Below are 24087 nucleotides of genomic sequence, written 5' to 3' on the forward strand. Positions count from 1 at the left end.
CGCTTCTCTCGTTTTTCGTGCATGTTGCCTTGCAACATATCGCCATTCCCGCTAACATTTTCATCACAAGAAAAAAACATTCCCAATATCAAAAATACTCTTGGGTAGTGGCGAGGCTTTGAAAATGGAACAAACCGTCTTTTCGGCAGATCAGGCCGCCGATGACGCGCGCAATGGTGGTGCATCCGACGCACAGATCAGGGATCTGATGCGCGGCATTTCAGCTGCCCTTGATTACATTCAGCATCTTCTGGAATTTGCCAATACGGCCGGCGAAAGCCAGGACAGTCTGATGCGCGAGATTGATGTCCGATCAAACAATTTGCGGGCCGGGCTTGATGAAACCCGCCGTGAAATTGCCAACAGCACCGACGTTGCCCACGAAGTTCAAAACACCACCCGATCAACCGTTGCCAGCAAGACCGACGCCATCCGCACCGATCTTGAACGCATCAGCGCGGAACTTGAAACCAAGGCCGAAGGCGCCAACAAGGTTCTGGGCGCGATCGAGGATATCGGCAAGGGCATCAAACTTCTGGCGCTCAATGCTGCCATCGAAGCGGCCCGGGCCGGGGATCACGGGCGGGGCTTTGCCGTTGTCGCCAAGGAAGTCGGCAATCTGGCCCAAAGCACCATGCAACGCACCAACGAGGCGGTCGATCTGATTGACCTGTCGGAAGTCACACAGGCATTGCGCAAAAGCATGGCCAATATCGGCAGCGACCTTGACAGTCTTGGCAGTGAGATCGAAGCATCCCTTGCCACGCTTCAGGAACGGTTTGCCAATATGTCCGAACGGCTTTCGGACATTTCCGAACATAACCAGGTGGTGTTTGAATTGCTGTCGGGCAGCAAGGACGCATCGGCCCGCACCCGTAACAAGGTGACCTGGGCGCGGACCGATACCAGAACACTGGCCACCACATTGGCCGACGCCGGGACGGCCCAGCAAAAACTTGCAGGCTTTTTGAAAACCAACCACCTGCATGATGACCCGACCTTTGACCGGCTGGCTGATATCAAGGCGCGCGGTAAAATCCGCATTGCCATCGAACCGGCCTTTGTCGGGTTGTCATTCCGCCTTAGGCCCGGGGATCCGTTGCGCGGACTGGATGCGGACTATGCGCGTGCACTGGCAAAATGGCTTGGTGTGGAATGTGAATTTGTTGAACATCCTTGGGATTTGCTGACCGAACTTCTGTTTGTCGGCACCAAACCGGGCAGCCCCACCGCCGATGTGGTCTGGAGCGCCCTGCCACCGAGTGAGTTTTACAAAGGTGTCGCCTATTCGGATACTTATACCTATCTGAATTTTGCGCTATGTCGCCGGGCTGGCAATACAAGCATCAGCCGCCTCGCCGATCTTGATGGCAAGGTTCTTGGCATCATCAATGATCCGGTGGCCTTTACCGTCCTTGAAGAACAGGGGCTTCGCTGGGCAGGAAATGAAAACAAGCCCGGCGGTATCGCCAGATTATCCAATCTGATCGCCTATAGCGACCAGACCCGCCTGCATGATGCCCTGGCCGACGGGGCCGTTGATGCCTTTGCGGTGGATCAGCCGATTTTCCACTGGGCCGCCAACAACCCCGAAAGCCCTTGGCACGGTCGGATCGAAGTTCTCCCGGGCAGTATTCTGCCCTTGCCTTACTATTATACCGCGGCGGTCGCGGCCGATCCGTCGTCATATAACCTGCTTGCCGCGATCAATGAATTCATCGCCGGGTTCCGCCCCACGCCGGAACGGGCCGACATTGAAAAGCTGTGGCAGGGACAGGCCATCAATCATCATCTGACCTACAAGGATGAAGCCGGCAATCTGATCGGCGCGGACGAACTTGAAACGCTTTATCACGCCCATTGCCGCAAACACGGCATCCGGATTGACACATAAGACAACATGATCACGGCATCGCCGGGCGTTCAGTCCGGACGATGCCGTGATCAACCCGCAAAAACCCCAAAACAGATCACCACCGTCACAGATCCTGTTTCGCAAATTCATAATATGCTGCCTTGCAACATAACTCGCCCGACGGTAGTGTTTCCCTAAAAGAAATAATTATTCCCAATTCAACGGGTAGTGGTGAGGCTTGAAGTATGGAAGAGACCATTCTGGCACCGCGTGATGACAGCATCACGCAAGATGATCACGTTTCGACACCCCAGCAACAAGATGCATCCGGCTTGGCAAAGGATGCAGAAACCGAAGAAAAATCCGCGGCAAGTTCGGATGATCTGGCCCCGCTGTTGCGCGGGATATCTTCGGCATTGGATTATATCGAACATCTTTTGACATTCGCCAATACGGCGGGCGAAAGCCAGGACAGCCTGATGCGCGAAATTGATGTCCGGTCCAATAACCTGCGTACCGGCCTTGATCAGACCAAACGCGAAATTGACGAAAGTACCGCGACCGCCAGCACGGTTCAGGATGCCACCCGCACTACCGTTTCATCCAAGACCGATGCCATTCGAAGCGACCTTGAAAAGATCAGCCAGGACCTTGAAACCAAGGCCGAAGGTGCAACCAAGGTGCTGAGTGCGATCGAAGATATCGGCAAGGGCATCAAGCTTCTGGCGCTCAATGCCACGATCGAGGCGGCGCGCGCTGGCGAACACGGGCGCGGTTTTGCCGTTGTCGCCAAGGAAGTCGGCAATCTGGCCCAAAGCACCATGCAGCGCACCAACGAGGCGGTTGATCTGATTGACCTGTCTGACGTAACCCGGTCCTTGCGCGAAAGCATGGCAAATATCGGAAGCGACCTTGACAGTCTTGGCAGCGAAATCGAAGAAGCCCTTGGCGGGCTTAAGGATCGTTTTGCTGCGATGTCGGGGCGCCTTGACCATATCAGCGGCCATAATCAGGTTGTTTTTGAACTGCTTGATGCCAGCAAGGAATCATCGGCACGCACCCGCAGCAAAGTTTCCTGGGCCACCGGCGAAATTGGCAACCTGTCGGCCTGCACCACCGATGAAACCGCGATCAGCGCCAAGCTTTCGCAGTTTTTGCGCAGCAATCATATCCATGATGACCCAGCCTATGACCGGCTGGCCGATATCAAGTCACGTGGCAAAATCCGGATTGCGATTGATCCGGCATTGGTCGGCGCATCATTCCGCCCCCAAAAGAACGGCCCGCTTCACGGCATTGATATCGACTATGCCCACGCCTTTGCCAAATCGATCGGTGTTGCCTGCGAATTTGTCGAACATCCCTGGGATTTGCTGACCGAATTGCTGTTTGCCGGCAAAAAGGCCGGGCAACCACCCGCCGATGTTGTCTGGTGTGCATTGCCACCGAGTGACTTTTACAAGGGTGTCGCCTTTTCAGATACCTACACCTATCTGAACTTTTCGCTGATCCGGCGACCGGAAAACACATCGATCAATACGATCGCCGATCTCGAAGGCAAGGTTCTTGGAACGGTCAATGACCCGGCCGCCCTTGCGGTTCTTGAAGATGTCGGATTGCGCTGGGCCGATAATGAAAACAAACCAGGCGGCATTGCCAAACTGTCGAACATGATTGCCTATGGCGATATTTCGCGCGTTCATGATGCGGTTGCCACCGGTGCGATTGATGCCTTTGCCGGCGACCATCCGGTCTTTCACTGGGCATCAAGCAACCCGCAAAGCCCCTGGCACGGGCGGCTTGAAGTCCTGCCCAAACCGATCCTGCCCCATCCGTTTTTCTATGTCGCGGCCGTCGCGGCCGACCCGGCTTCCTATACGCTGTTATGCGCGATCAATGATTTCATTGCCCGGTTCCGCACCACCCCGGAACGGGCCGCGATTGAAAAGCTGTGGCAGGGTGAGGCCATCAATCATCACCTGACCTACAAGGACGAAGCCGGCAATCTGATCGGGGCCGACGAACTTGCCAGCAGCTATCAGGCCCATTGTCGGAAATTCAACATCGACCCGGCGAAATAAGGCGGCCCCCCATACAACACGCTGGCGCGATGACGGTATCGGCACTATCATCGCGCCATGGCGACAAACAAAAAATCCCTGCGACAACAACGCATTCTGCGTGAACTTGACCATGAACCGTCCCTGCGGATCATTGATCTGGCAGACCGCCTTTCCGTGTCGACAGAAACCATCCGACGCGATTTTGACGAATTGACCCAACAGGGATTGATCAACCGCACCTACGGCGGGGCGGTCCGTCGCCAGTCAAGCGAGCCGGGACTTAATGAACGCCACAAACTTCATATCGCCGAACGTGAACTGATTGCCCGCCACGCCATGCCTGTACTGGCCGGGACCCGCCATATCATGATCGGATCGGGTGCGACCACGGTCCATGTTGCCAAACGGTTGGCCGTAACCATGAATGACCTGACAGTCATCACCCATTCATTCGGGGTGGCAACGGTTCTTGCCATCAATCCGACCATCCGGGTCATCATGGCACCGGGCCTTTATCACGCCCAGGAAGGCGCGATGCATGGTGCGCAAACCATTCGTTTTCTTGAAAACTATCGGGTGGAATGGGCGATCCTTGGCGCCAGCGGCCTTGATGAAGATGGCGCAAGCGACGCCCTGATCGAAGCATCCGAAGTCTATGCCGTCATGATGGAACGGGCGACACGGTCCATGATCGTTGCCGATCATACCAAATTCAATCAGGCCTTCCCGGCACGCTATTGCGACTGGGGAAATGTCGATATCCTGATCAGTGATCAGACACCACCCGGATCCCTTGGCGATACCATCCGCGATACCGGCTGCCTGATCAAGGCCGGCTGACTGCCAAGGCCGATGTGCCGATCGCCCCAACCGACTAACCACAAGCACGCAGGGATTTTCCAAGCGCCTCGATAAAGAAATCGACTTCTGATCGTTTCAGGCACAGGGGCGGGCGAATTTTCAAGGTTTGCCCGTATTTTCCCGCCGCCCCGATCAGAACACGGTGACGGCGCATGGCATTGATGACATCGCCCACCAGTTGACCGCTTGGTCGGGTCGGGTCACCGTCTTCTGACAGATCCACCCCCAAAAACAGCCCCGCCCCGCGTATGTCACTGATCCGGCCATCCAGTTCGGCCAGATGCTGCAACCCTTCGCGCAAATAGGCCCCGCAAACCGCGGCATTGTTCTGAAGATTTTCATCACGGATGACATCAAGCACCGCAAGCCCCGTGGCCGCGGCAACCGGGCTTGCGGCAAAGGTGTTAAAATAGCCGACATCCTCGCAAAATGCGGCCAGCATTTCGGACCGTACCGCGATCCCGGCCATCGGAAAACCATTGCCCATCGGTTTGCCCATGCTGACGATATCAGGGGCGACGTCATGACGTGCAAATCCCCAAAACGCGTCCCCGGTCCGGGCAAATCCGGGCTGGACCTCATCGGCGATGAACACACCGCCTGCACGGTGAATAACCGCAACCGCCAGCCGCAAGAACCCCTTGGGATTGGAAAAAACCCCGTCACTTGAAAAGATGCTGTCGACAATCAGGGCTGCCACCCCGTGCCCGCGCTCTTTCAGGGTGATCGCAGCTGAATGCACCGCATCGGCAAACCCGGCGGCAATATTGTCGCCATAGGCATGCTTGCCCGGTGGTGCGATGGCGATCACATGATCGGGCAAACCACCACGCTTGATTGCCGATGGCGATATATCGGTCACTGCCGCCGTATTCCCGTGATAGGCACTTTCCGTCACGATGATGCCATGCGCCTTGACCGCACGTTGCGCAATCCGGATGGCAAGATCATTGGCCTCGCTACCGCTGCAGGTCAGGACAATGTTTTCCAGATGGTCGGGAAATGTCGCCTTAAGACGATCAAGATAGGCTTCAACTGTCTGATGCAGATAACGACTGTTGATATTCAGCCGGGCAGCCTGATTGGCCATGGCACCGACCACTTTTGGATGGCAATGCCCGACCGACGGCACATTGTTATAAAAGTCCAGATAGTTGGTGCCATCGGCCGCTGTCATCCAGCATCCCGATGCCGACACCATTTCGATCGGATCGCGATAAAATAGTACTGAGGCCGCCCCGACATTGCGCAACCGGCGCCCCAAAAGATCGCTTTGGGGGCTGTCTTTTTTCTGCGGGCCATGATTATCAAAGGCATTCATATCCAGAATGGGGCGCGCCTTGGTCATTACGCCCCCTCTGCCGCAAGATAGCTTTGCGCCATGGCAATGGTGCCGTCGGTAAAACCGGTTCCCATTTCCCGGGCGGTCGGCGTTTCGGGATGGCTGGCAATCCAGGCCGTCAGCAACAACCGTCTGAGCATCACAAAACTGTCGAGCATCGCACAATCGGCATCGGAAAACGGGGCAATCGTGCGATATCCCTCTATCCAGGCTTCCTTAAGGGCCGGAACAATCGGGTCCAGTTCGATAAAACTGATGGCCGCAGCAAAGTCATAACCAAACCAGCCAAATCCGCAGTCATCAAAATCAATAACGCCAAGCCGGTCCCCATCGACCAGAAGATTGGCCAGCCTCAAATCGGCATGGATCAGACCAAACCGGTCATTGCCCATGCCAAACGTCATAAGCTTCTGATCCAGATGCTGGCAAACGCGCGTCAGCACCGCCAAACCGGCCCCATCAAGACCCGGTGCGGCACGCCAGTCCCCCCAATGCGGGGTCGCGCCAAGGGTCGTGTCAAAGGTCCAGCTTTTGCGCACAAAATTGACCGATCGTGCCCACTGCCGCGCATGCCCGTGCAGACGCGCACTGATCGCGCCGAGCTTGAAAAAACCGTCCACCAACGCATCATCCGCAGATGGTTCATCACCTTGCATGAAATCAAAAGCAACAACATGGCGACCAACCCCGTCCTGATCGAACTCGGCAACCAGTGATCCGTCACTGCGCAAGCGCGGCTTGGGTGTGTTGACCACCTCGGCAGCGCGAAGCGCATTGATCCAGGCCAGCTCAGACTCGATTTCAGACCGTGTATGATATCCGGGGCGATGAACCCGCAAAATCAGCCGTGCACCCGTTTTCGGGTCTGTCGCCAGAAACGTCGCATTCTCTGACACGGTCAAAAGCCTGACATCGGCATCCCCGCCCATGCCCCACCCCGGCAGAACCGAAATCGCACCGTCGCGCAGGCGGCCAATCAGTTCGTCATCATATATTCCGCCCAATGCAGCCTCCCCTTTTACGCTGTTCCGGTCTCCGGCTCACCTGTTGGCCGGTATCCGCTCCAACAATCTTTAACGCACCATCATCCAGCCACGGCGCCACCACCGGCATCACTGACATCACCCGCGTCCGCCGCATCGTTGCGTTCCGCCATGTCCCGGCATGCCCCTTCATGTCGCCGCCCTGACTTTGCCGCCCCCTGGCCTTTGGTCGTCCTTACCGGCCATGGCAGCAGGCTCCCCTCGAATTGACAGGCTTTAACTGGCGGGCTGTCTGATAAGCCGTCCGAAACAGTGTTCTGTGAATAGTGCGCCTTAAAATGTGTAACTTGCAACATTTTTTGTTGCATCACGGAAAAAATCGCCCAATCATCAGGAAAACACATCGCAATGCACAATCAGGGTAGCGCCACACCATCCCCGCCGGGGTATCGGACATTGGCACCTTCACGAAAGGATCCACCATGCTGACTTCAATTTCGGGAAAAACTGTCATCGTCACGGGTGGCTCCAAAGGGATCGGCAAGGGCATCGCCAACGTCTTTGCCAAACAGGGGGCCAAAGTCATGATTGCGGCCCGCACAGAAAAGGATGCGGCCATCGCCGTTGGCGAAATCACGGGTGCTGGCGGGACGGCCGATATGGTTTTGTGTGATGTGTCGGACTGGGATCAGGTCGCCGGAATGACGGAATATACCGCCAAGACGTTTGGCGGTATCGATATCCTGTGCGCCAATGCCGGAATTTTCCCGCAAGTCAAAATGATCGATATGACGGCAGATGACTGGGACCAGGTCATGGCCACCAACCTCAAAAGCAGCTTTCTGTGCGTTAAGGCCTGCATCCCCTATTTCGAAAAAGCCGGCAAGGGACGGGTTGTGATTACCTCATCGATCACAGGCCCCGTAACCGGTTATCCCGGCTGGTCGCATTATGGCGCGTCCAAGGCCGGACAACTTGGCTTTATCCGCACCGCGGCAATGGAACTGTCGCGCTATAATACGACGATCAATGCCGTCATGCCCGGCAATATCATGACCGAAGGCCTTGCCGACCTTGGTCAGGACTATCTGGATTCAATGGCCAGTTCGATCCCGCTCAAACGTCTGGGCAGCGTCGAAGACATCGCCAATGCGGCCCTGTTCTTTGCATCGGACGAAGCGGCCTATATCACCGGGCAATCCATCGTCGTTGACGGCGGCCAAATCCTTCCGGAATCGCTTGATGCCTTGGGCGAGATTTAAAATCTAAACAAGAAACTCAATCAAGAAATGCACTTTAAGTTTGCATCCGATTTCCCGTTTGAATACAGATATTTCTGAATTTCAGGGGAGATCTATGATGGAACGTCGCCACCTTAAACTTATTGCAGTTCTGGGATGTGTCGCATTTCTTGGCGCCTGTGCCACATCGCGAAGTGTCGTACAAATCGAAGAGCCAGATACCATCGAGAACCCGACGGAGGGTGTCGAAGTCCGAATTCTGGAAGTGAATGACAAACGGCAATTCGAAATTGATCCGCCGCGACCTGATATCCCGTCACTTGCCAATGACGAAATTGATGACGATGCGATCACGGCGCGCGCATATGCCCGCAAACGCAACACATACGGCATGGCGTTGGGCGATGTGCTGATTCCGGAAGGCAAAACCGTTGCCGATGCCATTGCCAGAACCGTGGAAAATGGCTTCCAGGCTGCCGGATACCGCGTCCTGACACCCGCCGACCCCAATTACGATAAGGCTGCCGATGTCAAAGTCGACATTGCCGAGTTTTGGTCGTGGTTCGAACCCGGCTTCTGGCAGGTCACAGTCCACAATCGAAGCGACATCACCATCACGACAGATGCCGCAATTGCGCCCGAGCCGATTAAAGTGACTGAACACTACCGGGAAAACATGCAGATGGTTCTCGACAGTGATTGGCAGGCCAGCGCGATCAAAGCGTTAAAGCAGGTACGCGAAACAATCACAGAACAGCTACAAAAGCTTTCGGTGCAATGAAGCGTTGATAACCGTCATTTCGCAAAACTCAAAACCGCGCCATGATGGCGCGGTTTTTCGTTCAGATATCATGCAATCCATACTGGCTGCGCACCACGCCGGAATTATAGCGTTCTGATGCCAGCAACCGTGGCTTGATGCCCCCGGCGTCGCGCCCGAACAATGATATACCGTCCCCCAGAACTTCCGGGATCGTAAAGATATCCAGCTGATCGGCAAAGCCACCAAACAGGAACTGTGTGACCACACTTCCGCCGCCAACAACCCAGATGTCGCCATCGCCATTGCGGCTGTCGCGAAGCTGATCGACAAGTTCGATAATGCTGCCGCCATAGGCCTCGGTATTGGCCGGACGGTCTTGCGGAAGATCGCGTGATGTCAGAACGATGGTGCGGCGGGCCTCATAGGGCCAATCGCCAAATTCCATCACCTGATCAAAGGTGTTTCTGCCAATGATCAGCGTGCCTACGGAGTCCAGAAAATCATCAAAGCCGAATTCGGCCGGATCATATTCATCCAGCCAATCCACCGCACCATTGGTGCGCGCTATGAAGCCATCCAGACTGACCGCGATGTATATGCGGAACAGCTTTTTGCTCATGTCTAGGTCCAACCTTTGGTGGGGTCTTTGCCCCTTGTTTGCTCGCGCAGATCATAACAGATCCCCAACCAAAGGTCGCAAGAAACACATTTCACCAACCGGAAGTGAAATGACTATAACACCCAAGACGTTGATTTAAATCGCGTTTTATCAATGTTGTAACATCAACATTCAACCACGTTGACATTGACGGCAAGGCCACCCTGACTGGTTTCCTTGTACTTGCTTTGCATGTCGAGTCCCGTCTGGCGCATGGTTTCGATTACACGATCCAGCGACACGGTATGCTGCCCGTCGCCGCGCATTGCCAGACGTGCGGCATTGATTGCCTTGACCGCGCCCATGGTGTTGCGTTCGATGCATGGCACCTGCACCAGACCGCCAATCGGATCGCATGTCAGGCCAAGATTATGCTCCATCCCGATTTCGGCGGCATTTTCAACCTGTTCGGGCGTGCCGCCCAGAACCGCACAAAGCGCGCCTGCGGCCATTGAACAGGCAACACCGACCTCGCCCTGGCAACCGACTTCGGCCGCCGAGATGGATGCGCGCTTTTTATAGATCGACCCAATTGCTGCCGCGGTCAGAAGAAATTCGCGAATTTTGGTCTGACTGACATTCGACCCGAACCGTTCGTAATACCGAAGCACGGCCGGAATGACGCCAGCTGCACCATTGGTCGGTGCGGTCACGACACGTCCGCCAGCGGCATTTTCCTCGTTCACGGCAAGGGCATAAAGATTGACCCAGTCAATCACGGTCAGCGGGTCGCGAAGGCCCGCTTCGGGTTTTTCGGTCAATTCATGATAAAGCTTTGATGCCCGGCGTTTGACATTCAACCCGCCGGGCAAAATGCCATCGGTTTTGCACCCGCGATCAATGCAATCCATCATTGCCCGATGAACACGATCGACAAATTCGTATGTTTCGTCCGGGCTGCGCCAGCTTTGTTCATTGGCCATCATGATTTCGGCAATCGATGCACCTTCGCGTTTGCAAATGGCCATCAATTCATCGGCCGATGAAAATGGATGGGGCAGCGTGATATTGTCGCCGGAATATTCCGCCCCGCGATCATCGCCAGACACAATGAACCCGCCACCGACCGAGAAATATTCCTGTTCGTGAATTTTTACGCCATCGCGGTCAAATGCGGTGATCCGCATGCCATTGGGATGCTGTGGCAGGGTTTCGGTAAAGTGAAACACCAGATTGGTTTCGCGATTGAAATCAACCGGATGCTTGCCATAAAGCTGCAATTGCGCGCTGCGGTCGATGGCCTGCACGGTTGGCGCGACATCATCGGGGTCCACACTGCGCGGCCGATGGCCCGAAAGCCCCATAATCACGGCCGTATCGGTGGCGTGCCCCTTGCCAGTCAGGGCAAGCGATCCGTAAAGATCGACCACAACACTGCCCGCCTTGGTCAAAAGATTGCGGGCATCAAGTTCAAGACAAAACCTGTATCCGGCGCGCATTGGCCCGACGGTATGCGAACTCGATGGTCCGATCCCGATGGTATAAAGATCAACAACAGAAAGGTTTACGTCTTGCACAGAACCGTCCTGCGATCCCGAACGGGGACCGGTGGCGGGATTGGTGGTCATAAGGGCCTCCTTCACGGCTCTTGAACGCGCGAAAATCGCGCCGTTTACGAACCGGTGTCTTGCCCCCTCTGTCCCTTGACCTGAGATTGTGCGCCCATGGGTCGAAAACAACATCAACCCACAGGTTTTCATCCTTCGGTGGAAGCCGGTTGTCATACATGTTTGATCTGTATGCGTGCCGAATTCTCTCTCCAGAGCCTCTATCCGCGACGGTCCATCTGCCTGAGAGTTTTATGGGGCTATTGCTCCTTCGGCGCCGGTTATGCGGGTAACCGGGCTCTCCCGTCGTGGTGCGAGACGCCATTTCTGCCGCCTCTGAGGATCACCGTTGGGGGCAGATTATCTGTGTCTGATACCCCTGTCAAAAAGCAGCTTTGCACCTGCAAAAAATTCCAGGTCGGGGTACTGTTTCACGGCCACATTCGTGCTAAATTGCCGAAATTACGCATTTGCCTGTTGTGAGTAACGGTTGACCCACCCTGCCCGCGCAACAGGATTGATGGCGAATCACCCGGTAAGTCACCATATTTACGGGTAATTCAGCCTTTATCTCTATCAGTGGGGTTTATGAACGTGACTGTATCGAATTCCGTAAAGCGCCCGCGCCCTGTGGTGCTGTGTATTCTGGATGGCTGGGGGTATCGCGAAGAAACCAAGGACAACGCCGTTGCCTTGGCCAATACGCCTGTCTGGGATGCGCTTTATGCCAATTATCCGACCGGATTCCTCAAGGCTTGTGGTCTGGATGTCGGCCTGCCCGAAGGTCAGATGGGCAATTCGGAAGTCGGTCACATGAATCTGGGTGCCGGTCGTGTCGTCATGCAGGAACTGCCCAAAATTGATGAAGCCGTCAAAACCGGAAGCATCGCCGATACCGATGCGGTCAAGAAAATCATTGCAACGCTGCGTGACACCAAGGGTGTCTGCCACATTGCCGGTCTTCTCTCCGAAGGTGGCGTGCATTCCCATCAGGCCCATATGGCCGCCCTTGCCAAAATCATTGCGGGCGCCAGTGTGCCGGTCAAAATTCACGCCTATCTTGATGGCCGTGATACCGCCCCGAAAAGTGCTGCCAAATTCCTTGAGAAATTCCGCGCCCTTATCGGCGATGCCAATGTCGAGATTGTCACCGTGACCGGGCGTTATTACGCCATGGACCGTGACAACCGTTGGGAACGCGTCAGCCAGGCCTATTTCACCATGGTTCAGGGCAAAAACTATGCCGATGGCCGCACTGCCGAAAGTGCGGAGGCCGCAATTGCCAATGCCTATGCAAATGACACCACGGACGAGTTTGTCCTCCCAACCGTGATTGGCGATTTTGACGGGATCAAGGATGGCGATGGCATTCTGATGACCAATTTCCGTGCCGACCGTGCACGTGAAATCCTTGCTGCCCTGTGCGCGCCGGAATTTGACGGGTTTGATCGCGGTACCGCGCCGAAATTTGCCGTGCAGGCCGGCATGGTCGAATATTCGTCCGAACACGCCAAATACATGGATGCGATCTATCCGCCGCAAACCCTTCCCAACATCTTTGGCGAAGTGGTTTCAAAGGCCGGGCTGAAGCAGCTTCGCATCGCCGAAACCGAAAAATATCCGCATGTGTCGTTCTTCTTTAACGGCGGCGAAGAACAGGTCTTCGAAGGCGAAGACCGCATTCTGGTCGCATCGCCCAAAGTTGCGACCTATGACCTTCAGCCGGAAATGTCCGCACCCGAAGTCACCGAAAAACTGGTCGATGCCATCAAGTCGGAAAAATATGACGCGATCATCCTGAATTTCGCCAACCCCGACATGGTCGGGCATAGCGGCATTCTGTCGGCTGCGATGAAAGCGGCCGAGGCCGTTGATACCTGCCTTGGCAAGGTGATTGAGGCGATCAAGTCGGTTGGCGGCGTTGCCTTTGTCACCGCCGATCACGGCAATTGCGAGGTCATGGTCGATCCGGAAACCGGTGAACCCCATACTGCACATACCCTTAATCTGGTGCCGACCATTCTTGTTAACGGTCCGGAAGGGGTAACATTGGAGAATGGTCGCCTTGCCGATGTTGCACCGACTTTGCTGCAACTCCTTGGCGTGCCACAGCCAGCCGAGATGACTGGCAAACCGTTGCTAAAGGGCCTGAAACAGAATGATGCGCTTCTTGCGAGCTAAGTCAGCTTATGAGATCGCCCTGCCTGCCGTGACCGCGCTTGTGCTGTGTCTGGCAGGCGGGGCAGCGCCTTCTTTTGCCCAGTCGCTTCAAAAAGTTGACAAGAAACTTGATCAGCTTGAAAGCCAGCTGTCCGAACAGCAAAAACAGGAAGAATTCCTGTCACGAAAATCGCGGGAACTCTGGACCGAGGAACAGGCCCTGCAATCCGAAGCCATTTCGGTTGCCCGCCGTACCCAGCGTCTGGAAACAACCCTGACCGAACTTGAAGATCAGCTGCAATCGCTTGAAACCCGTGAGAAGGTTGCGGCCACCAGTCTTGAGGACAAGGCCGGTCAATATGCCCGCATCCTGATGGCCTTGCAGCGTCTTTCGACCACCCCGCCCGAAGCGGTCATTGCCCTTCCGACATCGCCGCAGGATACCTTGCGTTCGGCGGTATTGCTCAAGGCCGCACTGCCCGGCGTTGAACAGCATGCCCGCGACCTGCGTAAGGAACTCGATGAAATTGCACGTTTGCGCGAAGATATCCGCACACAACGCGCAGACGTCGCCGAGGCCACCCGTGCGCTGCAACAGGAACGCACATCACTTGCCGCATTGCTGAGTGAAAAGCGCCGCCTGCGCACCGAGACCGAGGCCGAAGCCCACGAAGCCGCCAAGGCCGTAAATGCGCTGGCTGACGAGGCCAAATCACTTGGCGAGTTGCTGAGCACCTTGCGCAAACGGGCCGAAGGTCTGCCCGCACCGCGATCACGCCCGGAAATTGATGTCGCCACCCGGACCGAACCCGATGCCGATACCCTGGGCGCAACCACGATTGCCCGCAATACGCCCCCCGAACCGCCAGCCCGCAAGGAAGAACCGGCCGCAGCCACCCCGAAACAGGATGGCACAAGCGACGAAGAATTCGCGGTTGGCAGTTCGATCACCCTGGCGCATGGGCATTTGCGCATGCCTGCCAGTGGCAAAGTCGTCACACTGTTCGGGGAAAAATCGCGTGGTCCGGACGGATTGACCGTCACAAGATCCAAAGGAATTGAGATCAGTACCCGCGCAAATGCGCAGGTTGTCTCGCCCTTTGATGGCAAAGTTGTCTTTGCAGGCCCCTTCCGCGGGTACGGCCGACTCTTGATTATCGAACACGGCGAAGGATACCATAGTCTTATCGCCGGTTTTGATCGGCTCGACAGTGTGGTAGGACAATATCTGTTGGCGGGCGAACCTGTTGGTATTATGGGTGAAACAGCGCCTAAACTCTATCTGGAGATGCGCCAGGACGGAGAAGCGATCAATCCGCTTCCGTGGCTGGCCTCGAAAAACGGCAAGGTAAGTGGATGAAAACCTCTCGATTGGCAGTACTCGCACTCGCGACCGGCATGACTTTCGGCCTTGCGTCCCCAAGTCTGGCGCAATCTTCAACCTCCTCGGCTGAGACATATCGTCTTTTGAACCTGTTTGGTGACGTGTTTGAACAGGTCAAAGCCAAATATGTCGAAGAAGTCGATGACAAGCAGCTGATCGAAGCCGCCATCAACGGCATGCTGACGTCACTTGATCCGCATTCCTCTTATCTGAACATGGATAATTTCGAGGAAATGCAGGTCGATACCCGTGGCGAATTCGGCGGTCTTGGCATCGAAGTCACGATGGAAGACGGCTTTGTCAAAGTCATCGCACCGATCTATGACACGCCCGCCGAAAAGGCCGGCCTGCAACCGGGCGACTTCATCACCCATATCGACGGCACCGCCATTCGCGGCATGACGCTTAATGATGCGGTCGAAATGATGCGCGGCAAGGTCAATACCGACATTGTCCTGACCATCATCCGTAAGGGCGAACAGGCTCCGTTTGATGTCACCCTGACCCGTGCGGTCATCAAGATCCAGTCGGTCCGCGCCGAAGCCAAGGATGATATCGGCTATATCCGCATCACCAAATTCAACGAACAGACCTTTAGCGGCCTGCAACGTGCGATTGGCGACATGCGCGATCAGATCGGCCCGGAAATCAAGGGTCTGGTGATTGACCTGCGCAACAACCCGGGTGGCCTGCTTGATCAGGCAATTTCGGTATCCGATGCCTTCCTGGACAAGGGCGAAATCGTATCGACCCGCCCGCGTGATACCCAGAATACCGAACGCTATAACGCGCGGTCCGGTGACCTGGCCGAAGGACTGCCGATTGTTGTTCTGATCAATGATGGTTCGGCATCGGCATCCGAAATTGTTGCCGGCGCTCTTCAGGATCACCGCCGTGCGGTCATCATGGGCACGCGCAGCTTTGGCAAGGGATCGGTTCAGACAATCCTTCCGATGCCGGGCAATGTTGCACTGCGCCTGACCACCGCGCGTTATTACACGCCGTCAGGCAAATCCATTCAGGAAGTCGGCATCGTTCCGGACATCATCGTGCCCCAGGCCCGTGTTGAAAGTATCGAAAGCGATACCCGCCGGTCCGAAGCATCCCTGAACGGTGCGCTTCGCAACGAGGACGCCGCGACCACAGACGCAGAAAAGGATGCAAATTCCCGCCGGGATGAAGCCGAGCAACTTGCGATCGACGATTATCAGCTTTCGCGGGCGCTTGACATGATCCGGGGCATTTCGCTGTTTGGTCCGCGCCCGAAAGGGTAAGGACCATCCGGACATCGTGAGAGACTAGCTGTTCGTGTTCAGGAAAATCCTAAATTCCTTGCCATTCCGAAAGAAGAAGGATGGCGATCTCGACGAGGACATGGCCGGCGCGCTGGCCGACGACCTTGGCGACGGGATGACTGACGCTGAAGAAGTCAATCTTGATGACCTGCCCTTTAACGAACTTCCGATCGAAATTCAGATCAAGCGTCTGCCCAAGCGGCCGAAATCACGGCGCAGCTGGCTGTCGAAAATTCTGATCATTCTGGTCTTCCTGTCGCCCTTCGGGGCGACAGCGGTTGCGCTGATCCCGATCCTTGATCCGGAAACCGGCTGGCGGCTGTTTCATCTTGGCAGCCCCGAGGCCCTGGTGGCTGTGCCAGGGTCGGAGCGCGAACTCCAGGAAGAAATCGCGCGCGGTGTGCGCGACATGCAGGAACGCGAACGCGCCCAGCATAACGGCGATGTCGGTCCCGATGGCACCCCACAATCCGCCGAAGACATTACCAATCAGCTTTCCGGTGTCTCCGATCTGGTCGGGCCACCCGATCAGGCTGACGGTGTTGCCCCCGATACCGAACTAAGCCCCGAAGAACTGGCCGCCATCATCGCCGAAGAAGGATCGATTGACGATCCGATCGAACCCGATCCCTTGCGCAAGGCCCCGCTGCCCGGTCTGGATGAAGAAGGCAGTTTCGGCCGTGTCCCGCGCATTGCCGATGATGGCACCACACCGTTTGATGCCTATAAGCGGCCCTTTGAAAAAACCGACGGGCAACCATATGTCGCGATCATTCTGACCGGGGTTGGCCTGAATGAAGCCCGCACCGAAACCGCGATCAATGATCTGCCGCTTAATATTTCGCTGGGCATTTCACCTTATAGCCGCGACATCAAAACCGTTGCCGAACAGGCCCGCGAAATGGGCCACGAAGTCTTTCTTGAATTGCCGATGGAACCGGCCGATTTCCCGCTTTCCGATCCGGGGCCGCGCGCGCTTTTGACGTCCCTGTCAGAGGGTGAAAACCTTGTGCGGCTTGAATGGTTGCTTGCACAGTTCCCCGGCTATGCCGGACTGGTCAGCCACGAAGGATCAAAATTCGGAAGCCTTGATAGCGCCATCCGCCCGATCATTGAATTCGTATCGCGTTCGGGTCTGATGTATCTCGAAGGTACGCGCAGCGGCATGGCAAGCTATGGCGCGCAACTGGCATCAAATGCCGGAACGCCAAACGCGGTTGGCAACATTCTGATCGATCAGGTTCCCAGCCGCCGCCAAATTGATGCAAGACTTGCCGATCTGGTCCAGCTTGCCAAACGCAACGGCGTTGCTGTCGGCTTTGCTCAATCCTATCCCGTCACCATTCAGCGCCTGCGCAACTGGGCCTTGCGCCTGAAACGACAGGGCGTCGAACTGGCCCCGGTCAGTGCAATTGCCAATATGCAGGTCACCCCGCAATCCGCCGCCGAAGCAGAAGCCGCACGCCGCGAAGCCGAACAGCGCGAAAGCGAAATCATGGCACAGGAAGCCGAAAACAATCCGGCTGAAAATACCGCAGACGAACCCGCCGCCACCATCGAAAGTCAGTGACCGGACGCCAAACGCACCCGGCCCCGATCACCCAGGAGAAATCATGGCTGACAAATCCGCATCCCCGTCCGATACGAACTCAACCGATGCCACAAGGGTAAAGGCCGAAGACCTGCCCTATCGCCCCTGTGTCGGTATTGCGCTTTTTAACAAGGATGGCCTGGTCTGGGTCGGCAACCGTTTCGGATTTGAAGGCGCATGGCAATTGCCACAGGGCGGCATTGACGATGGCGAAACCCCGATTGAAGCCGCCCTGCGCGAGCTCAAGGAAGAAATCGGCACCGACAAGGCTGAAATCATCGCCGAAACGCCCGACTGGCTGACCTATGATCTGCCAGACCATCTGATTGGCAAGGCGTTCAAGGGCAAGTATCGCGGCCAAAAGCAGAAATGGTTTGCCATGCAGTTCACCGGCAAGGACAAGCATATCAATATCGATGTGCCCAACCCGGAATTTGATGCCTGGCGCTGGAACGACCTGGCGACGCTGCCCGACATGATCGTACCGTTCAAACGGCCCGTTTATTTGCAACTTGCCGAGGCATTTCGTGATGTACCGCAAAGAATTCGTAAAATGAAAAAGGCATAAAGGACCAGAACGCGGCTTGATCGCTGCTTTCTTTTCGCTAAATTTTACGAATTATCAGACACCTACGACTTAGAGGAGCTCCAATATGGGTACGGATCGGTTTATCTTTGGTGTTCTGACCATTGTGGTCGGTCTTTTCGGACTGTTCTATGCGTCAGGCTCGCATGACGGTTATTCCTATTTTGTCGGCTTGGCCCTGTTTGTCGGTGCTGTGCTGTTCATGTTCCACCTGATCAAGGGGTATTATGATCAGCTTGATGCAGCCGATCACTGATCACGCGCTGTGCCAGATACAGCCGTAACCGGCATCAATGCTTTTAAATTCCCCCAAAAGGCTCTAGGAATTAACCATGAGCAATACACATTGGGATCCTGCCCGTTACGGTCTGTTTGGCAATGAACGCCTGCGACCTGCCATTGATCTGATTGGCCGCCTGCCAAAAGCAGCCAGCGGCTTTTCCCCGCGCCATATCGTTGATCTGGGATGCGGTCCCGGTTCGGTGACCGCAATTCTTGCCGATGCCTTTGCAACGGACAACGATGACAGTCCCCGTATTGTCGGCGTTGATTCATCTGACGAGATGTTGGACACCGCGCGCAAACGATCCGAAAACATTGACTGGCAAAAGGCCGATATCGCCACCTGGCAACCTGACGAGCAGGTCGATCTTCTGTTTTCCAATGCGGCCTTGCATTGGGTGCCCGATCACTCGACCCTGTTTCCCCGCCTTCTGGACTTTGTCCGTCCGGGCGGCATGATCGCCATTCAGGTTCCCAACAATTTCCTGGCACCAAGTCATCAGCTGATCGGCGAAGCTGGCATGGACTGGCGCAAGGAAGTGGCACAGGCCATGCACGCAGCCCGTATCATGCGTCCGGGCGATTATTTCGATGTTCTCGCACCGTCATGCGATGAGATCGATCTGTGGCAGACGCAATATTGTCATGTCCTGAACGGGCCGGATGCGGTTTATAACTGGACCAGTTCGACCATCCTGCGCCCGGTGATGGCTGCCCTTCCTGATGACGCGGCACGCGCGACCTTTACCGCGAAATACAAGGAACGCCTTAATCAGGTTTATCCGATCCGCGATGATGGCCGCACGCTGTTTCCGTTCAACCGTCTTTTCATGGTTGCGCGCAAACGCCCAAGCTAACCCCACCGAACCATTCCCTGACAAGGAGCCGCACCATGGCAGAATTTCGCGAACATTTCGTCAAATGCTGCGGGTACGAGGTCCATGTCCGGGCATGGGGCAACCCGTCCCGACGGCCATTGATCATGATGCATGGTCTGGCGAGGCTGGCTGATGATTTTGATCATGTCGCCCCCCATTTCACCGATCAGTACTATGTTCTGTGCCCGACCATGATCGGGCGCGGCTTTTCCGGCTGGGCCAAGGATCCGGACCGTGAATATACCGTGCCCTTTTATGTCGCGCAGATGTTCGAGCTTCTCGACCATTTCGGCATAGAAACCTGTGACTGGATCGGGACATCCATGGGGGGCCTGATCGGGCTTTATGCCACCGCCGAAGTTGCCGGACGGATTGAAAAGCTGGTTCTTAACGATATTGGGCCCGAACTTGATCCGGACGCGGTGGCGCGTATCAAATCCTATGTCGGCGCATCACCCGAATTTGAAACCATTGATGACGTCGAAAAACTGGTTCGGCTGGTTTATGCCCCGTTCGGGGTGGCCGACGATGCAACATGGGCGTTTTTGGCGTCCCGTTCCGTACGACGCCTGCCAAACGGCAATTTCATGATGCATTACGACCCCGAAGTCATGCGCATCTTTGCCGAACATATTGATTCCTTTGATGCCTGGGACGTTTTTGACGCCCTGCCCTGCCCGGTCATGCTGATCAGCGGCGCACAATCCGACCTCATCCCCAAGGCGATTGTCGAGAAAATGAAAAATAAAAAACCCGAAATGCCGGTTTTTGCAGTGGCGAACTGCGGACATGCACCCCATTTGAATGACAAAGCACAAATCAACGCTATCAGGGACTTTTTGGGGCGCTAAAGCCAGTGGTGCGCGTAACACACGCGAACCGTCTGTTGACGCCATCTTAAAAAAATCCCCTGATGAAGTTCACGCCGTGACAATGCCGCAGTCAATGTGGAGGCACGGACACGACATGGTTGGTATGGGACCGACACCGAAACTTGCCTGACTTCCAGTAATGGGGGTCCCCTGACCAGTGCGCTGATTGCTGTGACCGTTAGATCACCTGTGGGAACAGGCGGCATGATGATGAAACCGCATTTGGCTAAAACCTCGATCTGTACTGCATTTCTGGCCACCGCGATGACTGCGGGTTCGGGTCTGTTTTCGGCTGTTTTCGCCCAGTCGGCAGACAGCACACAGGTCCCGGCATCCTCACGCCTGACCTTTGGCACGGATCTTGGCGCGGGCATTCTGCCACCGGCCGGATCAAACGGGATCGGCCGCTATTTTTCCAGCCGCACACAAAACAGCATCATGATCGGACCTGCATTACAGGATGCGCAAGATCCCGAAAATGCCAGTCAGTTCTGGCTTGAAATCGACAGCAACCGAAATACCCGCACCAACGCACTTAGCGCGCAAATCGGCCTGGGCTATGCGCCGGTGCCTGAACTCGGCATTGCAGTCGGGCCGTTTGTCGAACTGGGTTCAACCCGATCGGAAAATATCGGGAACTATCAGACCGGTGGCTATACGCCCGATCAACGGCGCAGCCAGGTTTTGTTCTCTGACAGTGACAATGCCTTTCACGATGCCGGTCTTGCTGCGTCTCTGTCCTATATGCCGCTTGAAGATATCTGGATCGGGTTGCATGGCAGTGTGTCGCGCAATATGGCACCACCCCATCCGGAACAAAGCATCCTTGACGGTATTGACGCCATGCTGGGATTGACCGCCAGCTACCGGATCGAATTCTGATCATTGGGTGTATACCCGGTGTGATCATTTCCGGGCTGTCACGGGAAATCCCTGTTGCACAGGACGGGCAGTCCTGTATGACTCTTGGAAAGATAATCCACCGGGATATTCAGGGACATTTAGACACGCATGAGCCATTCGCTCCCATCAAAGGCCGTACTTGGCGCCCCGTTTGAGGCATGCAATGCACTTGCTGCGGCCAAAAATGCCAATCTTTACCGTGCGGCCATGCGTTTGTCCCCGGAACGCCAGCGTTTCTTTCTGGCAAGCTATGCCTCGATGCGGGTCATTGACGACATTGTTGATGACGGCTTTCTTGAACTGCCCGATGCCGAACGTCATGCACAGCGTGAAACCGTTCTGGAAACCATCAATCAGTGGCAGGCCCAGATCATTTCCGCCAAAGCCGGTGCTGACAACCCGTTGCCGGAAACCGGCCCGCTCAGCGGTGATGTCTATGACGCATTGCGCCTGACCCTTGGACGCAGCGATCTTTCGCCCGAACCATGGGTTGCCCTTGCCGATGCGCTGCATCGCGATGTTGCCGAAGAACCGATGGATGAATGGGATGATTTCATCGCCTATTGCGAAGGGGCAACCGCCGCACCGGCATCGATCTTTGTCTATCTTCTTTCGGCCAGATACGATCCGGAAATCGGCTATACGTCGCCCTTGACCAACCCGCCGATCTATCACGCGCGTGATATGGCGATTTTCTGCTATATCATTCACATCCTGCGTGATCTTCCCGAAGATATCAAAGGCCCGGACCGCCTTGTCACCATTCCGTCCGAAATGCTGATTGCTGCCGACATCACGCTTGGCGAAATCCGCAACGCCATCGGTCAGGCCAAGTTCGAAAATCTTGATTACCTTGGGCGCATCCTGCTTGAACATGCCTGGGAGCATTTCGAAACAGGTCAGGCGCGCTCGGGCGAGCTTCTTTCGATTCTTGATACCGACGAGGCCGATACTTTATCGCGCCTGTTCACGGTCTATATCGAACTGGGCGGTGCCATGATGGAAAACGGTTATGCCAGCTTCCTGAAAGATCGCGATGCGATCATGAAAAGCTCGGCACAAAACAGCCTGCCTGACGTCAATCAGCAATAAGTCCCCGGATCGTGCAAACATGCTCGACCTTCCTGCCAGGGTCGCGCATCATATTTCATGCCCCGACAAGACAAGAACCATCGGCCGCATCGAACCGGACTGTGCAAACAGGCCCGCTGCGAAATATTCGGACATTTTGCACAGGCTTGCCAAAGCCAATTGTTTGCGGCCTCACTTAACGACGTCAAAGAGGTCAAGTGATGTTTCCGCTGCTTAAAAAGGTTGAAACCTGGGTGCGCAATCAGTGGGTTGATGCGACAGTCGGATTTATCCTGTTATTCACCGCCTTAAACGATACGGGCGATACCCTGGTTGATGATGTCATGACCGGCAATGTCGGCACATCCCACGGGGTTCTGGTTCTCGGATTGGCCCATGTGATCCGATCAATCCCGCCCGTGATCAAAAGCATCGGCATCATTTTCTATCCCGAAAAGACCTAAAGCCATTTCAGGCTGCCCAAAAGAAAGCCCCGCCAGATGGCGGGGTTTTCGTGAATTCTTGACCGGCAATCTTACTTGGCGCGAAGGGCAGCAACACCCGGAAGGGTTTTGCCTTCCAGCCATTCCAGAAACGCACCGCCCGCCGTCGAGACATAGGAAAAGTCCTGATCGGAATCCGCATGGCGAAGGGCAGCAACCGTGTCACCACCACCGGCAACCGACAGAAGTTTGCCTGCCTTGGTCAGTTTTGCCGCATGCTGGGCAACCGAAACCGTCGCCGTATCAAACGGGGTGATTTCAAACGCACCAAGCGGCCCGTTCCAGACCAGCGTTTCACAAGATTCCAGACGCTTGTTCAGATCGACGATGGTTTCCGGACCGGCATCCAGGATCATGCCGTCGCTGGCAACGTCATTGATGTCAGACACATCATGCGGTGCATTTGCGGCAAATTCCTTGGCGACCAGACCATCAACCGGCAGAACGATTTCACAATTGGCGGCGTCGGCCTTTTTGAAAATCTCGCGCGCGGTTTCAAGAAGATCATGCTCGCACAGCGATTTGCCAACATTGACACCCTTGGCCGCCAAAAACGTATTGGCCATGCCGCCACCGATCACCAGCTGATCGACCTTGGCAACAAGGTTCCCCAGAAGATCAAGCTTGGTCGAAATCTTGGCACCACCAACAATTGCCATCACCGGATGTTTCGGGGCTTCAAGCGCATTGCCCAATGCTTCGAGTTCAGCCTGCATCAAACGACCGGCATAAGCCGGAAGTGCGCGCGCCAGACCTTCGGTCGAGGCATGGGCACGGTGCGCACAGGAAAACGCGTCATTGACGTAAACATCGCCAAGCTTGGCCAGCTCGGCCACGAATGCCGGGTCGTTCTTTTCTTCCTCTGCATGGTAACGCAGGTTTTCCAGAAGCGCGATTTCACCGTTTTCAAGGCTGTTGACCACGCTTGCCGCCGCATCACCGATGCAATCATCGGCAAATTTCACCGGGCGGCCCAACTGTTTGGCAAGGGCATCGGCAACCGGTTTGAGCGACATTTCAGCAACGCGCTGGCCCTTCGGGCGACCAAAATGGGTGATGACCACCAGTTTGGCACCGGCATCAGCCAGTTCGATCAGGCCCGGAACGGTGCGGTCGATGCGGGTCGTATCACCAACAACACCATCCTTCATCGGAACGTTAAGATCAGCGCGCAGCAATACGCGCTTGCCAGCGACATTGACACCGTCAAGCGTATTAAAGTCAGCCATTATCTGAACCTGCTTTTGAG

Annotated in this window: 21 protein-coding genes and 1 riboswitch; of the genes, 16 read left to right on the forward strand and 5 right to left on the reverse strand. The window is 55.6% G+C overall.

The window, feature by feature from the left end; translation table 11 throughout:
- The first annotated feature begins 124 nt into the window (after positions 1-124).
- The 3 genes from AUQ42_RS14535 (at position 125) to AUQ42_RS14545 (ending at position 4758) form a co-directional block, all read left to right on the forward strand.
- Positions 125-1894, forward strand: coding sequence for a methyl-accepting chemotaxis protein (locus AUQ42_RS14535; RefSeq protein WP_068519814.1), 1770 nt, complete (start codon positions 125-127; stop codon positions 1892-1894).
- 206 nt (positions 1895-2100) lie between these two features.
- The gene (locus AUQ42_RS16070) at positions 2101-3936 is read left to right on the forward strand and encodes a methyl-accepting chemotaxis protein (RefSeq protein ID WP_068519815.1); all 1836 of its coding nucleotides are present in this window, start codon (positions 2101-2103) and stop codon (positions 3934-3936) included.
- A 57-nt stretch (positions 3937-3993) separates the two neighbouring features.
- Positions 3994-4758, forward strand: a complete 765-nt coding sequence (locus tag AUQ42_RS14545) for a DeoR/GlpR family DNA-binding transcription regulator (protein ID WP_068519816.1) — start codon at positions 3994-3996, stop codon at positions 4756-4758.
- A 34-nt stretch (positions 4759-4792) separates the two neighbouring features.
- Here the strand turns inward: AUQ42_RS14545 and AUQ42_RS14550 are convergent, their stop codons facing one another.
- Together AUQ42_RS14550 and AUQ42_RS14555 are read right to left on the reverse strand one after the other, a co-directional pair.
- Entirely contained in the window at positions 4793-6127 is a 1335-nt protein-coding gene (locus AUQ42_RS14550; protein ID WP_068519817.1) for an aspartate aminotransferase family protein, read from the reverse strand.
- Positions 6127-7125, reverse strand: coding sequence for a phosphotransferase enzyme family protein (locus AUQ42_RS14555; protein WP_068519818.1), 999 nt, complete (start codon positions 7123-7125; stop codon positions 6127-6129). The genes AUQ42_RS14550 and AUQ42_RS14555 overlap by 1 nt, the downstream gene beginning before the upstream one ends.
- A gap of 461 nt (positions 7126-7586) precedes the next feature.
- On the opposite strand from AUQ42_RS14555, the gene fabG reads away from it, so the two are divergent.
- Positions 7587-8366 carry a 3-oxoacyl-ACP reductase FabG gene (gene fabG, locus AUQ42_RS14565; protein ID WP_068519820.1) on the forward strand — a complete coding sequence of 260 codons (780 nt, stop codon included), beginning with the start codon at positions 7587-7589 and terminating at the stop codon, positions 8364-8366.
- A gap of 97 nt (positions 8367-8463) precedes the next feature.
- A complete protein-coding gene (locus AUQ42_RS14570) occupies positions 8464-9126 on the forward strand; it encodes a hypothetical protein (RefSeq protein ID WP_068519821.1) in 663 nt (220 codons plus the stop codon).
- A 61-nt stretch (positions 9127-9187) separates the two neighbouring features.
- Here AUQ42_RS14570 and AUQ42_RS14575 read toward each other — a convergent pair whose 3' ends face one another.
- Positions 9188-9727: a dihydrofolate reductase family protein gene (locus tag AUQ42_RS14575; RefSeq protein ID WP_068519822.1), complete on the reverse strand. Its 540-nt coding sequence runs from the start codon at positions 9725-9727 to the stop codon at positions 9188-9190.
- 164 nt (positions 9728-9891) lie between these two features.
- Complete coding sequence (locus AUQ42_RS14580; protein WP_068519823.1) at positions 9892-11334, reverse strand: L-serine ammonia-lyase; 1443 nt, start codon at positions 11332-11334, stop codon at positions 9892-9894.
- Positions 11335-11534: 200 nt separating this feature from the next.
- Positions 11535-11629, reverse strand: a riboswitch (glycine riboswitch).
- Positions 11630-11901: 272 nt separating this feature from the next.
- On the opposite strand from AUQ42_RS14580, the gene gpmI reads away from it, so the two are divergent.
- From gpmI to AUQ42_RS14635, 11 genes are all read left to right on the forward strand, one after another.
- On the forward strand, positions 11902-13494 hold the full coding sequence (gpmI, locus tag AUQ42_RS14585) for a 2,3-bisphosphoglycerate-independent phosphoglycerate mutase (RefSeq protein ID WP_068519824.1): 1593 nt from the start codon (positions 11902-11904) through the stop codon (positions 13492-13494).
- Positions 13475-14833, forward strand: coding sequence for a murein hydrolase activator EnvC (locus tag AUQ42_RS14590; RefSeq protein ID WP_231856788.1), 1359 nt, complete (start codon positions 13475-13477; stop codon positions 14831-14833). The genes gpmI and AUQ42_RS14590 overlap by 20 nt, the downstream gene beginning before the upstream one ends.
- Positions 14830-16131 carry a S41 family peptidase gene (locus tag AUQ42_RS14595; RefSeq protein WP_068519826.1) on the forward strand — a complete coding sequence of 434 codons (1302 nt, stop codon included), beginning with the start codon at positions 14830-14832 and terminating at the stop codon, positions 16129-16131. Before AUQ42_RS14590 ends, AUQ42_RS14595 begins: the two co-directional genes overlap by 4 nt.
- Positions 16132-16189: 58 nt before the next feature.
- The gene (locus tag AUQ42_RS14600; RefSeq protein WP_156480892.1) at positions 16190-17722 is read left to right on the forward strand and encodes a divergent polysaccharide deacetylase family protein; all 1533 of its coding nucleotides are present in this window, start codon (positions 16190-16192) and stop codon (positions 17720-17722) included.
- Positions 17723-17765: 43 nt separating this feature from the next.
- Positions 17766-18311, forward strand: a complete 546-nt coding sequence (locus tag AUQ42_RS14605) for an RNA pyrophosphohydrolase (RefSeq protein WP_068519827.1) — start codon at positions 17766-17768, stop codon at positions 18309-18311.
- An 85-nt stretch (positions 18312-18396) separates the two neighbouring features.
- Positions 18397-18585, forward strand: coding sequence for a hypothetical protein (locus AUQ42_RS14610; protein WP_068519828.1), 189 nt, complete (start codon positions 18397-18399; stop codon positions 18583-18585).
- Between the two features lie 76 nt (positions 18586-18661).
- Complete coding sequence (locus tag AUQ42_RS14615) at positions 18662-19468, forward strand: methyltransferase domain-containing protein (protein WP_068519829.1); 807 nt, start codon at positions 18662-18664, stop codon at positions 19466-19468.
- 35 nt (positions 19469-19503) lie between these two features.
- The gene (locus tag AUQ42_RS14620; protein WP_068519830.1) at positions 19504-20340 is read left to right on the forward strand and encodes an alpha/beta fold hydrolase; all 837 of its coding nucleotides are present in this window, start codon (positions 19504-19506) and stop codon (positions 20338-20340) included.
- A gap of 225 nt (positions 20341-20565) precedes the next feature.
- Positions 20566-21243: a hypothetical protein gene (locus AUQ42_RS14625; protein WP_068519831.1), complete on the forward strand. Its 678-nt coding sequence runs from the start codon at positions 20566-20568 to the stop codon at positions 21241-21243.
- Between the two features lie 129 nt (positions 21244-21372).
- On the forward strand, positions 21373-22356 hold the full coding sequence (locus AUQ42_RS14630; RefSeq protein WP_068519832.1) for a squalene/phytoene synthase family protein: 984 nt from the start codon (positions 21373-21375) through the stop codon (positions 22354-22356).
- 200 nt (positions 22357-22556) lie between these two features.
- A complete protein-coding gene (locus AUQ42_RS14635; protein ID WP_068519833.1) occupies positions 22557-22799 on the forward strand; it encodes a hypothetical protein in 243 nt (80 codons plus the stop codon).
- A gap of 71 nt (positions 22800-22870) precedes the next feature.
- Here AUQ42_RS14635 and pgk read toward each other — a convergent pair whose 3' ends face one another.
- Complete coding sequence (gene pgk, locus AUQ42_RS14640) at positions 22871-24067, reverse strand: phosphoglycerate kinase (protein ID WP_068519834.1); 1197 nt, start codon at positions 24065-24067, stop codon at positions 22871-22873.
- Positions 24068-24087 lie beyond the last annotated feature (20 nt).

The sequence above is a fragment of the Thalassospira sp. MCCC 1A02491 genome, assembly GCF_001613785.1.
GTDB lineage: Bacteria > Pseudomonadota > Alphaproteobacteria > Rhodospirillales > Thalassospiraceae > Thalassospira > Thalassospira povalilytica.

Coding starts and splice junctions, on each gene's coding strand:
- AUQ42_RS14535 (WP_068519814.1), top strand. CDS start 125: ATGGAACAAACCGTCTTTTCGGCAGATCAGGCCGCCGATGACGCGCGC.
- AUQ42_RS16070 (WP_068519815.1), top strand. CDS start 2,101: ATGGAAGAGACCATTCTGGCACCGCGTGATGACAGCATCACGCAAGAT.
- AUQ42_RS14545 (WP_068519816.1), top strand. CDS start 3,994: ATGGCGACAAACAAAAAATCCCTGCGACAACAACGCATTCTGCGTGAA.
- AUQ42_RS14550 (WP_068519817.1), bottom strand. CDS start 6,127: ATGACCAAGGCGCGCCCCATTCTGGATATGAATGCCTTTGATAATCAT.
- fabG (WP_068519820.1), top strand. CDS start 7,587: ATGCTGACTTCAATTTCGGGAAAAACTGTCATCGTCACGGGTGGCTCC.
- AUQ42_RS14570 (WP_068519821.1), top strand. CDS start 8,464: ATGGAACGTCGCCACCTTAAACTTATTGCAGTTCTGGGATGTGTCGCA.
- AUQ42_RS14575 (WP_068519822.1), bottom strand. CDS start 9,727: ATGAGCAAAAAGCTGTTCCGCATATACATCGCGGTCAGTCTGGATGGC.
- AUQ42_RS14580 (WP_068519823.1), bottom strand. CDS start 11,334: ATGACCACCAATCCCGCCACCGGTCCCCGTTCGGGATCGCAGGACGGT.
- gpmI (WP_068519824.1), top strand. CDS start 11,902: ATGAACGTGACTGTATCGAATTCCGTAAAGCGCCCGCGCCCTGTGGTG.
- AUQ42_RS14590 (WP_231856788.1), top strand. CDS start 13,475: ATGCGCTTCTTGCGAGCTAAGTCAGCTTATGAGATCGCCCTGCCTGCC.
- AUQ42_RS14595 (WP_068519826.1), top strand. CDS start 14,830: ATGAAAACCTCTCGATTGGCAGTACTCGCACTCGCGACCGGCATGACT.
- AUQ42_RS14605 (WP_068519827.1), top strand. CDS start 17,766: ATGGCTGACAAATCCGCATCCCCGTCCGATACGAACTCAACCGATGCC.
- AUQ42_RS14610 (WP_068519828.1), top strand. CDS start 18,397: ATGGGTACGGATCGGTTTATCTTTGGTGTTCTGACCATTGTGGTCGGT.
- AUQ42_RS14615 (WP_068519829.1), top strand. CDS start 18,662: ATGAGCAATACACATTGGGATCCTGCCCGTTACGGTCTGTTTGGCAAT.
- AUQ42_RS14620 (WP_068519830.1), top strand. CDS start 19,504: ATGGCAGAATTTCGCGAACATTTCGTCAAATGCTGCGGGTACGAGGTC.
- AUQ42_RS14625 (WP_068519831.1), top strand. CDS start 20,566: ATGATGATGAAACCGCATTTGGCTAAAACCTCGATCTGTACTGCATTT.
- AUQ42_RS14630 (WP_068519832.1), top strand. CDS start 21,373: ATGAGCCATTCGCTCCCATCAAAGGCCGTACTTGGCGCCCCGTTTGAG.
- AUQ42_RS14635 (WP_068519833.1), top strand. CDS start 22,557: ATGTTTCCGCTGCTTAAAAAGGTTGAAACCTGGGTGCGCAATCAGTGG.
- pgk (WP_068519834.1), bottom strand. CDS start 24,067: ATGGCTGACTTTAATACGCTTGACGGTGTCAATGTCGCTGGCAAGCGC.